Here is a 14,222-nt window from a genome sequence, read left to right as displayed (position 1 = left end):
CCGTCAAAACCTCAGTAGTTCGCCAGCAATGCTGAAAAAGTCGCCACCTGTTCAGGGTCGGAGCAATAGCCTGCGGTGGCCTGGTTAAGGTTCCTGTTCGCTTTCGCCACCTCAAACAGAGAATGGTCAATATCGTATTGTTTTTGCTGCTCAAGCCACGCAAGAAGACTTTCCAGATGCCAGAGCCCTCGCTTCCCATCATAAACAGGGATTGGAAATGTATCAGGATTAGTGGTCATCAGCTTCCGCATATTTTGCCTTGAAAAACCTAACAACTCAGCGGTATCCGTCAGACCGACAAGGTCCGGGCTCGCTTCAATCAAAACTGCTTCAGGTACAGCGTTTTTCACATCATTAATCGCACTGCAAATAGCACTGACAGCCTGATCAGACTCTCTGGCAAACATCATTGCGATTCGTCCCGGATGACCCAGGCCAATCAGGGCATCGGTACAACCTGCCCCTCCCAGGGACTCAACAATATCATCAACCTGTCTTTTACAGCCCTGAACGCTGAAACGAAGCGTAAATTCATAAACGTTCATGAAGAACTCCCGTTCAATGCAATAGTTTCAGCCGCTGGCAATGGTCAACCACTCGCCGAATATGTTGTGCGTGATGGCTGGGGCTTTTGGGTGTACTCCAGATAGATGCAAAGCAGTACTGACCGTGTCGGCACTCATCATCATTGAAGGGGCAGTAAAGTTTTCCCCAAGCATGTGAACCTCCTGTATCAATACGCCACCCCTTACTTTCGGCGTATTGTAGTGCTGCTTCTATTTCTTTCTTCGGATGTTTTTTTCTTGCCATAGCCTCGCCTGGATACAGGTTAGTGATCTTACTCAAGGTTGTCAAACGACAACCAAGAGAGATATTTAAAACCGAGCATCTCAGTCTTGTAGAAAATTCAGGTCCTGCCAGCCAACATGAACAGATACTTCACCCAAAGAAAAAAGTGGGTACAGGGCTTCTGAAAAAAATCCTGCACTGGGCAGAGTAATCAGCCCTTCCTGTTGACCAGAAGGAAATGCACTATGTTATTCAGAATGGGTATTGAAATGGCTGAAGATGATTAGACTGCTTACGGCATCACTATTCCGGCACAGTGTAATGAGACTTACACCACGGTCTCAGCGGCAGACACTTTTGAAAAGATTGTGCCTATGGCAAGAGAAGCAGCCTTTTCCATCATGGAAGAAATGGCACTGTCTGGTGATTTAGACCTGGTCGCCATTGCCAAAGCAAACCAGCAAGACTACAGCAATGACCCTGAATACACTGATTTCAAAGAGTGGGCATTTGTTGATATTGATATCGATGGCGTGGTGGGCGCACAGAAACGCATTAATATCAGTATTTCAGATTTACTGATCTCGCACATTGACCAGATTGTCAGACAAAGCAGCCAGCATAGAGACCGCAGTGACTTCATCTCTAAAGCAGCCCTGAACCAGTTGTCTCACTGACCGCTTTCACCCCCGCCCTCTCCTTTGGAGGGTGGTGATTTCTCCTTTCCTCCCAAACTTGGCCATAATCAACCTGAGTAACTCTGATTATATGGCGACCCAATCATGAATGAGATGCAAAACGCACACCTGCTATTGACCTTTGCGCGGGACTTTTTCAGGGGCTCCTTAAAATCAAGTAACAAAACCTATTCCAATATCTACGGCAAGGCTTCAGCATCAAGGAAGCAAAAACGCATAGCAAACGGTGGTAAAGCCGGTTATGCAATAGGGGCTCTGAGAGCTTACGGGCATGCCTCCCAGGGGGTAAAATTACTGCTCGCCAGTGATCAGGGGCAAAGAGCCGGGAATTGTTGCGAATACGCCAGCATTGCTCTCAGGCAGGGTGTTGACCTGAAAATACCCAATATCTGGTTTGCGCGAAATAATCTTCATGGCTTCATAATACTTGCCGAAGAGCTACCTGCTTCAATGCTTTTAGATGACTTCCGCCACTGTACTGGTAACAGCTTCTGGGTGTGCGACCCATGGTGCAATCTGTTTTGTGAAATGCATCAGTTTCCCATGATGATCATGGCAAAGGCTCAAAAGTGGACAATGGAAGGCAAGGAAATTTATCTTGATAACGACCGTTCTATAGCACTGGGAATCTTCTGGGCTTATCAACTGCTCCAGACCAAAATATTTTTTGATAGAATGACCGACAGCACAGGCAAAAAAACAGAACTCTATAAGAAAGATTTCACCCTGAGCTGGTCTGCAAAATTATCAAGATGGTGGCGCTCCTGATAACGCCATTGAGTCAGCACTCAATCAGATTAACCACGGCTATCGCCACACACAGCAGAATAAACAACCCACCCAGCAACCAAAGCCAGCCCATCGACATAAACAGACTGCCCGGCAACATACTGCTGAACGCTCCCCCCAGATAATAGCTGGCCAGGTAAACCCCGTTAACCACCCGGCGATGTTCAGAAACATGCTGATTAAGATACGTTGATAATCCGCTATGTAACATAAACACAGCACCGCAGATGATCGCTACCGCAACAAGGCATGATCCATAGTCATCCACCACCAGTATTGTCATCCCCAGCAACAGCGAGAACAATGTCAACCGAAACAGGAACCGGTCATTACCAACACAGCGTCTTGCCCTGGGTGTCAATATTGAGCTGATAATGGCGCAGATATAACCGGTATAAAGAGTGGCAATTTGTGCTGCCGACATATCAGGGTGTCGGGAACGCATGTGAAAAGGCAGGTAATTCAGGATCGAAGCCAGGCAGCAGATAGCCGTAAATATAAGAAGCACACACGCCCAGACATCCTTACGTCCCAGCACTTCAGCTAAAGCCGTTTTCAACTGGATATTCCCGGAATTACCAGAGACCCGATCCAGCAACAGAATAAACGGTGATATCACCAGCATTACTGAACCAATAGCAATCCATACCGGAGAATGATACCCGGCTGAGATCAACGACCCACTCAAAAAGCGCCCACACATTGACCCGGTCACTGAAGCCGACACATACCACACCACTGCATCACCAGCCTTATCGGATGTGTCAGCGAGAGCCGTTAACAGTGCCGGTAAAATAGCGGAGAACAGTATGCCTTCGATGGTTTTCAGGACAAGAGCATGCTCAATGTGCTCAACGGAGGAAAAAAGAATCTCCATCCCGCCCAGCAGAGGGAAGCACACTAACAAAATCATCCGGGCTGAAATGGCCCGGAGGAGCAACCCGGACATAAATGCCCCAAAGCACAGAACCAGCATGATGCGGGTCACCAGTTCAGAAGTTTGTGCCGGATTGGAATGAAAGTAATCAGACAGGTAGGGGAACACCGGCTGTGGTGAATACAGGCTACCAGATATCAAAAAAACAATAAGAAGCAGAATAAACTGCCTGCAACGGGCCACAACCAATACCCCCGTAGAACAAAACGGCCTGATTTACCCCACGGGGCAAATGACAACGTCTGTCGCTTATGAAGAGCTGTTTACTTATAAAGGACTATCGCTTATGAAGAGCGGTTGCTCATAGAGAGCTGCTCATGGCTTTGAGCCAATGAGCATAGTTGAGCAGAAAGGACGGTGCTTAATTATTGTGACCATTTGTTTCAGGTATGACTCGAATCAGACTCACTCCCGTCATGACACAAATACCAATAACCACCAGCAGAATCTTAAGATTCATCGGTGCCAGGGCAATGCTGAACACTAAACTGGCCACCGTCAGCAGTAAAGCCTTTTTCTTATGCTTTGCCTGCATGCCCCGGTGATTCTGCCAGTTCAATATGACCTGCCCAAACCGGGGGTGACTGATCAGCCAGTTATAAAGACGGTCGCAGGAACGGGCAAAGCACCAGGCCGACAACAACACCAGCGGTGTGGTTGGCAGCAATGGCACAACAATCCCCAGGATACCCAACCCCAGGGATAAACAGCCGCCAATAACCAGCAATACCTTCTTCATCAGCTATTCAGTCTCGTTAGCTATCAAGAGCAGCCAGAGGATCGGAGTGTTTGAACACATACCCAAGACGCTGCTTCAGTTTGTCGCAGTTGACGATACGGTAGGGGGAAGGTTCATCACTGAAAACCGGTGCCGGAATACCCGCACTGGCACAGGCTTTGGTGTAGAAGTCGCGCTTTCTGGGATGTTCATCCGCTGAAGCATTAAACGCCTCACCCCATACATCCTGTTCGATAATAGCAGCTATTGCGCCAACGCAATCGTCTATATGGATCATATTGACAGGATCATTTGCGCCTTTCAGTTCGCGCCCGGCAAAGTACATACCCGGGTTAATGCCACCCCCCATCAGGCCGGAAAACCGCACAACGGTTGTTGTAAATTCGTCACGCTGCGTAAAGGTTTCTTCCAGAGGCAACCAGGAAAAACCAAGAAACGGACTGGCCTCATGGGTAGCGTCTTCTTCACGAACCTCATCACCGGTTTGCGGATAAACTGAGGTAGTGGCAACAAACAGCACCTTTTTAATCCCACTGTTCGCCGCCGCATCAGCAAGGCTTTCAAGAATCGCCGGATAATCCTGAGGGGCACGCATGGAAGGTGGAATGGTAATAACCAGCACATCCGCTTCCATGGCAGCCGCCAGGTTGCCCTGAGGTTGCGGGTCAAAGCTGAGAATATGGGTGTCCAGACCTTCAGCCACCAGCTTGTCACGCTTTTCTGAACCGGTAACCGTACCGGTCACGTCGTACCCTTTTTCTTTCAGGGCTTTAGCCAGAGGCAGACCAACACGACCGTAGCCCACTATGCTTATACGAGATTTACTGCTCACTTGTTGTCACCGTTGCTTCTGTAGTCTGTTTTGGCTATTGGCTTTTGGCTTTTGGCTTTTGGCTATTGGCTTTTGGCTATTGGCTTTTGGCTTTTGGCTTTTGGCTTTTGGCTGTTAGCTAATAGCCAATAGCTAACAGCTAACAGCTAACAGCTAACAGCTAACAGCTAACAGCTAGACCGCCAGTTTTTTCAGTGCTTCAAACTTTTCCAGTTGTTCAGCAACAAAGCTTTTGTCTTTGTTACGACGAATATAAAGCTTGAAGACGGTTTTACCAGCATGACTGAAAAATTGCACCGACTTTGTATCGACACCATGAAAAGGTTTGGAGACCAGGGCAATTTTGCTGAAACCGTCCAGCCTCAGATGACCTTTCAACGGCGTGCCACGATCGCTCATGTTGTAGTAACCGAATTTTTTGCCACCTTTCGGGAATACACCGGCCAGTTCAAAGATATGGCCTTCCACATCAATCACCGTCAGCACCTCGCCCCAGGTGCGAAATTCTTCGGTCAGGGTTTCAAACAGGCTACCGTCCAGCAGGGTAACCATCTCTTCCGGCAGGTTGGAAACGGCTTCCAGTTCAGTGGTGTTTAGCTCGGCAGCGATTTCTGCTGGCAGTTTTTCCGGATTTTCGGCAATCAGTTTACGTACAGCTTCTTGCGTAGACATTGACTTTTATTCCTTAATTATTTGCGAATCCAGTTAATTAATTTGTGTACCGGGCAGCCGGATGGAATGTCTTCCTTGCCGGTAAAACCCTCTTTCCCTAAAGAGTGGCCTTCAGGCATCTTGTCCAGCATGCTCTTTGGCATTTTCGCCATCAGCTTTTCCAGCTCGCCCCTGGCCTTCTCATCACCTGACTGATGGTGCCCCCCCATGTGACCGCCGGATTCAGCCGACTCTTCGGTCAGCTCCAGCATGTAAGCCTGCAGACCCTGGTTCAGATTCACGGCCCAGAACTGCCCGGCCAGCGTCAGGTTCACATAATGCCCGGAACGTTCTGCCAGACCATTGTTCACCCACTCTTCAAACAACGGTTCACAACGGGTGCTGAAGTCAAAACCACTTTTGTCCATCTCTTTCAGGTTCAGGTAACCGAAGTCAAAAGCGGCTCCGGCAGCACCAAAGGCTTTGTAGAGTGAGCTGGGAGCCACCACGCCCATCACCGGTTTATCACCGTTGTCGATAGCGGCAAAATAATCATCCAGTTTGCGATGCAGCATCATGCTGTGACCGGCAATATTACCGCCTGCGCCGGAGCCAAAAGGAATCACATCGCAACCGGACTTGGACAGATGGTTGTAGATGTTACGTTCACGGCTGGTACGTCCCCAGTGGCTGACACTCAGACGACGGTAATGGTGTTTATTCAAGTGTTCGATACCGGCCCTGAACATATCAGCCTTTTCAACCGTGTTCGCCGGTTCCGGCATGCTGCCTTTTTCAATACTGGCTGCCATACGGGTGTTGCCCATCAGAATCAGCTGATACAGGTCGGCACCATCAATGCCACTTTCAACCAGTTTGTCCAGGTCTTTCAGCCAGCCGTCCATGGTCTGATAAGGCAGACCAAAGATCAGGTCAATCACCACCGCAATCTGACCGGTGGACATCAGCTTCTGCAAACGCTCGTTAAGCACTTCTTCCGTATCAATACGGCTCATCTTGCGACGGATTTCACTGTTGAAGGTCTGCACACCCAGGGAAAAGCGGTTAAAACCCGCCTCGACACAGGCATCAATCTTTTCATCCGTCAGCCCGTTGAAGCGAGATTCAAACGTCATTTCACAGTCGTTTGACAGTGGCAGGTTATCGCGAATCACTTTACCCAGGCGGCGAATCTGTTCTGCGCTTAAATCAGTCGGTGTGCCACCACCAAAGTAAACCGCCTGAATCGGTGCGCTCTGCACATTGGGTAGCTGGGCCGTCATTTCGATTTCACGTACCAGGTAGTCGACGTATTTTTCGACCATGGTTTCTTTTGTCGTGTTCTGGAAGAAACCACAGTAAGAACATTTGGTACGGCAGAAAGGAATATGGAAGTAAGCAGCCCGTTTGCCTTTACCAAAGGGCCTGGACATCAGCTGGTTCCAGCTTTCCTGCCACATCATGGGTGGCAGGGGTGTACCGGCACCACGGCTGTGGGCAGAGGTTTTCCGGTCAAACGCATGGCGCAGAGGATCAGGCACTGAACGGCCTGTCATGGCTTCCGTCAGAACAACTGGTTTGGTCATGTTATATACAAGTCCGTATAAATCTTCAGAAACGCCAGAAAGCGCAGGTGCGCCTTCTGGTTATTTAGAAATGATGGTAAGGCCAGCTCACTACGATCAAATGGGTACGATGGTATGAAAATACACTTTTAAATACAAATCATTACCATTTGATTTGTACTTATCCCTTTTCGGCTTGACGCAACACGAAATGCGGTAACAGATTATTTTTTCTACTCCCCCATAAAAAAACGGACTTCCCATAAAGAAGCCCGAAAGCGTGGAGACTGTTTCTGCAAAGACTGTTTCCATAGAGATTATTTCACTGCGGATATTACGTAAGTGCAATATCAAACGCAAATCATTCCTATTTAGATAATTGAAGAACTCTCAAACATCAAGTACTCTTGTGCCCGATTTCTGGAAACTCTCGTCGCTATGACAACAATATGCCTAGGAAACTGATTTTCACATTGCTTGCTTCCATTGCCGCTCATGCCGCAGTGGCGTATCAGCTCATCTATAAGGTGGAAGAGGAGCAGCACACCATCAGCATGGGCAGTGTCAAAGCGCCGATCAGCATGACATTTTCAACGGTGACGCTGCCTGAGCCAGAGCCTCAGCCAGAGCCTAAACCCAAGCCGAAACCCAAAAAAGCAGAGCCGCCTCCCGAACCGAAGCCTGAACCCCCCGAACCGAAAAAAGATGCGGTGATCATTCCTGATCCTATTGTTCAAAAGAGTGTTCAAGAGAGTATTCAGGAAGAGCCAGAACCCGAAGAAGAAATCGTCGAGGAAGAGGCTCCCGAACCGGTGATGGAACAGGTGGTAGCAAGCGCCCTTGAAGAAACCATGGTCGAAGGCCTGAGCGATGAACCGGTCTTCGTCAGTGAACCGGAAATCGTCAACTGGACCCGGCCCCGCTACCCTCGCTCGGCACAGCGTCGTAACCAGCAGGGTATTGTCATGCTGGAAGTTACCGTTGACGAAAATGGCTCGGCATTAACCATATCGGTCATAGAGTCTTCCGGCTTCGATGCCCTCGACAGGTCGGCTGTTGCCGCCGTAGAGAACTGGGAGTTCAAACCCCAGAAACGTAACAACCATTTTGTTCAGTCACTGGTGCATGTACCCGTGGCTTTCCAGCTGAATTAAACAGGTAGACACGCATGATCGCGGAACAGATTGCTTCAATGGGAATGATGGGGTGGCCGCTGGCTGTTGCGTCCTGTCTAAGCTTTGCCCTGATTCTTGAACGGCTTATTACCTACGCTACGCTGCCGTCTCTGGGCCGCAAGGGTATGCACACCCTGTTTGATGAAGTACGAGGCTGCGCCAGCTGCCGTAACACGAAAGACAGCGTGTGCAAAAGCCTCCGCACAGGCAAAGGCATACGACAGGGTATTGCTGTTTTACTGAGCCACAGCAGTGCCAGCAAAACCATGCGCGAAGAGGTGGCCGGCCTGTGGCTGCTCAAGCAGAAACGCACCCTGCACTCCTGGCTCAAGCCCCTGATGCTGATTGGTATTCTGGCACCCATGCTGGGTCTGCTGGGTACAGTGATGGGCCTGATTGACATGTTCCGTAATATCGCAGCCGTCCAGGGGCCAGTGACACCGGATATTCTTGCTGATGGTCTGTGGGTTGCCATGTTCACCACCGCCTTTGGCCTGATGGTTGCCATTCCTTCTCTGGCAGCCGCGCACGGTCTGGGCGTTTGGGCGAACCACTACATGTCGCGCCTGGAGTTTGCCATGAACCACGCCAACCTGCTGCTGGAAGGCCTGAAGATGGATGAGCACGGTCTGGCCGATGAAGCCGAAGGTACCGCTTGCCTCAAGGCAGTCGCAGCATGATTCGCATTAACAACGGTGAAGAAACCAATGCCTCTTTCCCGGCGGCTGACCTGACCCCGTTGCTGGATGTGGTCTTTATCGTGATGGTCTTTCTGCTGTTTACGGCGAACGCTCAGACACTGAGCCTGCCAGTGAATCTGCCGGAAGCCAGCCGGGAACAGGCCGAAGTGACCCATGAACCGAAAACCTTAACCGTCAGCATTCTTTCAGAAGGTAAACCCTGGGCCGTTTCTGAAGAACGCTATGACAGCTTTGAAGCCTTTACCGCCGCTCTGTTGAGTGAAGTAAAAGCCGAACCGGACACTACGGTTCTGGTAGCGGGTGACGAAGAGGCACCACTGGGGAACCTGGTCAAACTGATGATGTTTCTCAGTGAAAACGATATCACCGCAGCCCAGGTATTAATGGAGGACGCCTGATTGTGAAAGCTTTTAAACGATTATCAACGATTATCATCGCCACCCTGTTTGCCATGGCGGCTCAGGCAAAAGAGATTTCCACGCCACGGATTATCTCAGCCGGCAGCGGCGTTACCGAAATCATTTACGCCCTTGGGGCAGGTGACCAGATTGTTGCTGTTGATTCCATCAGTGCTTACCCGGAAGACGTCAACAGCCTGCCACGGCTTGGGTATCTCAAACAGCTGTCGGCCGAGGGCATTCTTGCCATGCAACCTTCGATCCTGATTGGCACTGAGGATATGGGGCCACCCACGACCATGGAGCAGTTAAAAAGTGCCGGTGTGAATATCGCCACCCTGCCTCTGAAGAGCGATGCCGAAAGTATTCAGCACCGTATTCTGTCCCTGGCAAAAATCCTGGATAAAGAGCAGGAAGGTAAACAACTCTGGCAGTCTGTCTCAGACTCGTTTGCGGAAGCCAGAAACATTGCTGGAGACCAGAAAAAGCCAACCGTATTGTTTATGCTGGCCATGGGTGGGCGCACCCCTTACGTAGCGGGTAACAATACAGCCGCTAACTCCCTGATCGAACTGGCAGGTGGCATTAACCCGACAGCCAGTCAGTTTGCCAGCTATAAGCCTCTGTCCAATGAAGCGCTGCTGCAGCTGGCACCGGATGTTGTGCTTTATTCAGATCAGGGCAAAGGTACAACCCCCCGACAACTGATCGACATGCAGCCTGTTTTACAACAGACTCCGGCTGGTAAAAGCGGGCGCATGATTGCCATTGAGCCGAACATGCTCCTGGGAGGGCTTGGTCCCCGAACCGGTGAGCTGGCCGTAGAACTGGCAAAAGCCTTTTTTCCCGCTAAATCCTGAAACCGGACATAATCAGAACAGTCTCCCTGGAACTCAATAATGAACCGAAGTCGTAAGTCGACCACACTGCTGGTCGGCCTGGGCATTCTTCTGCCATTAACCATGATTTTCTCTGTTGGAACCGGACCGATTTCCATTCCTTCCGGAGACATCATCAGCCTGCTGCTGGAACGCCTGGGATTAATCCACAGCGATATCCCTGAACATACACGTTTAATTGTCGAATCCATTCGTCTGCCGAGAACCCTGCTGGGTGTACTGGTTGGAAGCTCACTGGCTATTGGTGGTGCCGCCATGCAGGGGTTGTTCCGAAACCCGCTGGCTGACCCCAGTATTATCGGTGTTGCCAGTGGTGCAGCTCTCGGGGCAGCCATCGCGATCGTTCTCGGTGGCGTATTGCTGAGTGACTTTCCTGTCTTAATCCAAAACTACAGCGTGTCGCTGCTGGCATTCACTGGCAGCTGCTTAACAACATTCGTCGTCTATAAGATGGGCACAACGAGCAACGGCACGTCAGTGGCTACCATGCTGCTGGCAGGTGTTGCCATTACCGCCCTGGCAGGCGCAGGTCTTGGGGTACTGACGTATATTTCTGACGACTCCACTCTTAGAAATCTCACCTTCTGGCAGATGGGCAGCATTGCCGGAGCCACCTGGAACTCTGTACTGATCTGCCTGTCATTGTTAGCGCCTGTTGTGTTGCTGCTGTGCCGCTACGGTTCAATCCTTAATGCCATGCTGCTGGGAGAGTCAGAGGCTCGCCATCTGGGCATCAATGTTCAGAGCGCCAAACTGACCCTGATTGTGTTAACCGCCCTGGTGGTGGGTGTGTCGGTGTCCGTGGCCGGAATCATTGGCTTTGTCGGTCTCGTGGTGCCACACCTGATCCGGATGATGGTCGGCCCGGATCACAAGGTTCTGCTCCCGGCGTCCGCCATGCTCGGCGGAACCCTGCTGCTGCTGGCCGATATGATTGCCCGTGTTATCGTCAGCCCGGCGGAACTGCCCATTGGCATTGTTACGGCGTTGATGGGCGCACCGTTCTTTATTTCCCTGCTATGGCAGCAACGCAAGAGGATTGCCTGATGTCTCTGGACATTCAAAATGCCACGGTGAACGTGGGCAGTAAAACATTATTGAATGATGTCAGCCTCAGGGTTGAGCCGGGTCAGGTGGTGACGGTACTGGGACCGAATGGCGCGGGTAAAAGCACCCTGATGAAAGTCGCCTGCGGGGAACGTCGGCTATCGTCCGGAAAGGTATTGCTTAACCACCGGGAGCAGTGGGACCTCAGACAAAAAGCCCTGATGCTGGGCGTACTACCACAGTCGTCTTCCCTGAGTTTTCCTTTTACCGTTCAGGAAGTGGTTATGCTGGGGCGAACGCCCTGCTCCAGCAACCGTCAGGAGAACCTGTCGATTATCGAACAGGCTCTGGACAAGGTCGATGCCTGTCATTTGAGCCAGCGACAGTACACGACCCTGTCGGGCGGAGAACGCCAGCGGGTACACATGGCCAGGGTTCTGGCACAAATCTGGGACAAGAGTGACAGAGGTGATCGCTTTCTGCTGCTGGATGAACCCACATCAGCCCTTGATCCGGCCCACCAGCAACTGACTCTGCAAATCGCCAGACAGCAGGCCGATGAGCAGGGCATGGGCGTGCTGGTTATTCTGCATGACCTTAATCTGGCTGCCCGTTACTCTGATCAGCTGGTGATTCTGCAAAAGGGTCAGGTGGCTGCACAGGGGAACCCGTGGAACGTTTTGACACCGGAAATAGTCCACTCTGTATTCAACATTCATGTCTCTGTGTCGGATCACCCGGAACATCACTGCCCTCTGGTCATTACCCACTGACAGGCAAAGCACGATCCGGGACCCGTTCAAAGGATCGTGCCATGACAAAAACAGGCTTCATTTGCATCTGGCTGAAGACTCATAAAAAAGGGATTTTGCCAGCGTTTAACTAAATCACCGTTTAACTGCTGCGCTGTATGACTCTTTGGGAAGAGTTTTCTTAAGGCCAGACTGAATTCTGGCAGTTTCTGCCGAAATCTGGCCTTTCTCAACACTGAACGCTTTACTGGCAGCATCCCTCCAGCTGGTTGCGTGTCGAATCTGCTCAGGCAACCAACGCTTGTATTTTTGGAAATTGAGTAGCTTTGCTGACGCCTGGATATCACACAGATGCCCAACCCCTCCCCAGGCTCCGGAATAATCGGCAGGCGCACATTCGATGGCTGAACGGAAAAGTCTGAGAGACTCAAGGAAATATTTTTTCCGGTCATCTTCAGTCAACCTGACTTTGTCATCCTTTGCGTTTATTTCGTAACCATCGTTTGCCCAATTTTTCAGAGTAACGGCATGGGTCGTTAAGGCTATCCAGCTTTGAGGGTATTCGGAATGAGGTACCGAATTGAGAACCGCAACCGATTCAGAGTGTTGTTTAAGTTCCGATAGCAAAACAGCTCTGCGAAAAAGCGCCTTATCCGAACTAAAGCCAGTAAAATCCTTTAACTCTTTATGGGCGGCTTCCTTATCATCAAGAAAGCTATAACAGTTGGCTATTTCAACCTTTGCACCCTCGTATTTGTCTTCAAACTGCCTTAGCCTTGCTATTTCCTGTTGAATTATTTCACGATCTTTCGGGTCTGTTAAATGATCGCCTATAGCCACTCGCTTGAGCTGTGTTTTCAACACTTCAGTTTTAATAGACTTAACCTGATATTTTTTTTCTGTTTCAGACACTTTGTTCAATAAATCATCAGCTTCCTGTAATTGCCCTATACCGATAAGTTTTTTAATCTTACTTTTCAAGATTGAAGTCATCATAAGGTCTTTGAACTTGGAGGGTTCAATAACTTTATGTGGGCAGTCCTTAAGTTCACCTAAGACCTGATTGATCTTCTTCAATGCATCTTCATCATCAAGCAACTCATTTAAATTAATCAGCTTGCATCGAACAATCAGATAGGCTTTTTTAATCATTTCGCATTGATCTACAACAGGTTTGATTTCTTCATCAATACGATCTAACTTTGCTAATAATTCACCAGCTGGCAGTTTTCGAGTGTAATACGTAGCAAGAAGCCAGTATAAACGAGCACACCACGGTGCCTTGGGAACATGCTTTTCGGTGCGTGAACGCTCGGCAAGTTTCTCATAGTCAAAGAGCCCACAAAGTCCTGATAATTGATCATGTTTCCCTGAATTAACGAGCTGTTCTATCAGGTAATACATTAATAATTCTTTCTTATCGGCTTGCATCAGCGCTAAGGGTTCAAAGTTTCGTTCCTGGCACAATTCCAGTAATTGCTTTCTGGCTAACTCACAGCCCTCTTCTTTTGTGAAATCAGATACGATAAACAGGGGCCTGACGAGCCTGTCCAGTATTATACCAACCGTGTTCCGGGCTGATGCGGCAAGGTGTTTATCACTGCAACCAGGCAAATAGTCCGTAAGGAGATATTTCAGTAACTGAACAGACGACTTATAGTCCATTCCTTTACCTGCAACCAATGCATACCTTTGAAGCTGCCGAAGAGCATTTAATGCCTGACCTTTGTCTGCCTGCAGGAGTTTTGTCTGTAATTTTTCACACTCCACTCTGGCAAGAGCAAACTGGTCTTTCTGGGTACTGCTGAATCGCTTCTCCACCGTCCCCACAGGTTTAAGCAGTGCCTGCAATGGCGCTGAGATATCTTTTTCAGTTCTGGATGCCGCTTGATGTTTTCTGACAGCACCTCTTCTTTGACCCCTCCCTCGTTGATACCTCGTGCAAGTGCGTGAAGATGAAAGTTCAGCGGAGCGAGTGTCTTCAGCATTTCCCGCAACACCTTGCTGAGTCGGTGGATTGATACCACAACGTCGTCCCTGGCGAGTGACAGCAGCAGGTCTCGGAGGCGGAGTAGCGGCCTGGGCAGGAAGAGTGTCTTGTTGTGAAGGTGTTGTTAGCTTTTGGCCCTGAATATTTGGATACATCATACATCCTTGTCGTCATGAAATGGTTCGATCGTTTTATAACTCTTGCTTTGACTTCCTTTTCTACTCTTAGTTCCTGTCGCTGAAAATAGTCACCGAAGAAAA

17 protein-coding genes are annotated in these 14,222 nt (G+C 49.7%); 9 read left to right on the top strand and 8 right to left on the bottom strand.

The genetic code is table 11. The features are described from left to right. Positions 1-11 precede the first annotated feature (11 nt). Together NX720_RS12725 and NX720_RS12720 are read right to left on the bottom strand one after the other, a co-directional pair. Positions 12-545: a helix-turn-helix transcriptional regulator gene (locus tag NX720_RS12725; protein WP_262601473.1), complete on the bottom strand. Its 534-nt coding sequence runs from the start codon at positions 543-545 to the stop codon at positions 12-14. Between the two features lie 13 nt (positions 546-558). Next, the gene (locus NX720_RS12720) at positions 559-810 is read right to left on the bottom strand and encodes a hypothetical protein (protein WP_262601472.1); all 252 of its coding nucleotides are present in this window, start codon (positions 808-810) and stop codon (positions 559-561) included. Positions 811-832: 22 nt separating this feature from the next. Here NX720_RS12720 and NX720_RS12715 point away from each other — a divergent pair, with 22 nt between their 5' ends. The 3 genes from NX720_RS12715 (at position 833) to NX720_RS12705 (ending at position 2,255) form a co-directional block, all read left to right on the top strand. After that, positions 833-1,000: a hypothetical protein gene (locus NX720_RS12715; RefSeq protein WP_262601471.1), complete on the top strand. Its 168-nt coding sequence runs from the start codon at positions 833-835 to the stop codon at positions 998-1,000. A gap of 88 nt (positions 1,001-1,088) precedes the next feature. Beyond that, positions 1,089-1,466, top strand: coding sequence for a type II toxin-antitoxin system HicB family antitoxin (locus tag NX720_RS12710; protein ID WP_262601571.1), 378 nt, complete (start codon positions 1,089-1,091; stop codon positions 1,464-1,466). 105 nt (positions 1,467-1,571) lie between these two features. Beyond that, entirely contained in the window at positions 1,572-2,255 is a 684-nt protein-coding gene (locus NX720_RS12705) for a hypothetical protein (protein WP_262601470.1), read from the top strand. Positions 2,256-2,268: 13 nt separating this feature from the next. On the opposite strand, the gene NX720_RS12700 is transcribed toward NX720_RS12705, so the two are convergent. The 5 genes from NX720_RS12700 to hutW form a co-directional block, all read right to left on the bottom strand. After that, the gene (locus NX720_RS12700; protein ID WP_262601469.1) at positions 2,269-3,396 is read right to left on the bottom strand and encodes an MFS transporter; all 1,128 of its coding nucleotides are present in this window, start codon (positions 3,394-3,396) and stop codon (positions 2,269-2,271) included. A 178-nt stretch (positions 3,397-3,574) separates the two neighbouring features. After that, positions 3,575-3,952 carry a YbaN family protein gene (locus tag NX720_RS12695; RefSeq protein WP_262601468.1) on the bottom strand — a complete coding sequence of 126 codons (378 nt, stop codon included), beginning with the start codon at positions 3,950-3,952 and terminating at the stop codon, positions 3,575-3,577. Positions 3,953-3,968: 16 nt separating this feature from the next. Further along, complete coding sequence (locus tag NX720_RS12690) at positions 3,969-4,784, bottom strand: NAD-dependent epimerase/dehydratase family protein (protein ID WP_262601467.1); 816 nt, start codon at positions 4,782-4,784, stop codon at positions 3,969-3,971. 174 nt (positions 4,785-4,958) lie between these two features. Continuing rightward, complete coding sequence (hutX, locus tag NX720_RS12685) at positions 4,959-5,456, bottom strand: heme utilization cystosolic carrier protein HutX (protein WP_262601466.1); 498 nt, start codon at positions 5,454-5,456, stop codon at positions 4,959-4,961. Between the two features lie 17 nt (positions 5,457-5,473). Further along, positions 5,474-7,021, bottom strand: coding sequence for a heme anaerobic degradation radical SAM methyltransferase ChuW/HutW (gene hutW, locus NX720_RS12680; protein WP_262601465.1), 1,548 nt, complete (start codon positions 7,019-7,021; stop codon positions 5,474-5,476). Positions 7,022-7,449: 428 nt separating this feature from the next. On the opposite strand from hutW, the gene NX720_RS12675 reads away from it, so the two are divergent. The 6 genes from NX720_RS12675 to NX720_RS12650 are packed head-to-tail and all read left to right on the top strand — an operon-like array spanning position 7,450 to position 11,993. Then, positions 7,450-8,154, top strand: a complete 705-nt coding sequence (locus tag NX720_RS12675) for an energy transducer TonB (protein ID WP_262601464.1) — start codon at positions 7,450-7,452, stop codon at positions 8,152-8,154. Between the two features lie 14 nt (positions 8,155-8,168). Next, positions 8,169-8,855, top strand: coding sequence for a MotA/TolQ/ExbB proton channel family protein (locus tag NX720_RS12670; protein ID WP_262601463.1), 687 nt, complete (start codon positions 8,169-8,171; stop codon positions 8,853-8,855). Then, a complete protein-coding gene (locus NX720_RS12665) occupies positions 8,852-9,274 on the top strand; it encodes an ExbD/TolR family protein (protein WP_262601462.1) in 423 nt (140 codons plus the stop codon). The genes NX720_RS12670 and NX720_RS12665 overlap by 4 nt, the downstream gene beginning before the upstream one ends. A gap of 2 nt (positions 9,275-9,276) precedes the next feature. After that, complete coding sequence (locus NX720_RS12660) at positions 9,277-10,134, top strand: heme/hemin ABC transporter substrate-binding protein (protein ID WP_262601461.1); 858 nt, start codon at positions 9,277-9,279, stop codon at positions 10,132-10,134. A 39-nt stretch (positions 10,135-10,173) separates the two neighbouring features. Beyond that, positions 10,174-11,220, top strand: coding sequence for a FecCD family ABC transporter permease (locus NX720_RS12655; RefSeq protein WP_262601460.1), 1,047 nt, complete (start codon positions 10,174-10,176; stop codon positions 11,218-11,220). After that, the gene (locus tag NX720_RS12650) at positions 11,220-11,993 is read left to right on the top strand and encodes a heme ABC transporter ATP-binding protein (protein WP_262601459.1); all 774 of its coding nucleotides are present in this window, start codon (positions 11,220-11,222) and stop codon (positions 11,991-11,993) included. Before NX720_RS12655 ends, NX720_RS12650 begins: the two co-directional genes overlap by 1 nt. Before the next feature lie 114 nt (positions 11,994-12,107). Here the strand turns inward: NX720_RS12650 and NX720_RS12645 are convergent, their stop codons facing one another. Further along, positions 12,108-14,120 (bottom strand): hypothetical protein, encoded by a 2,013-nt coding sequence (locus tag NX720_RS12645; RefSeq protein WP_262601458.1) that lies wholly within the window; start codon positions 14,118-14,120, stop codon positions 12,108-12,110. Positions 14,121-14,222: the final 102 nt, after the last annotated feature.

This window comes from Endozoicomonas euniceicola, assembly GCF_025562755.1.
Taxonomy (GTDB): domain Bacteria; phylum Pseudomonadota; class Gammaproteobacteria; order Pseudomonadales; family Endozoicomonadaceae; genus Endozoicomonas_A; species Endozoicomonas_A euniceicola.
Note: the sequence above shows the minus strand (reverse complement) of the source record. Positions and strands in the feature narration are given on the sequence as shown.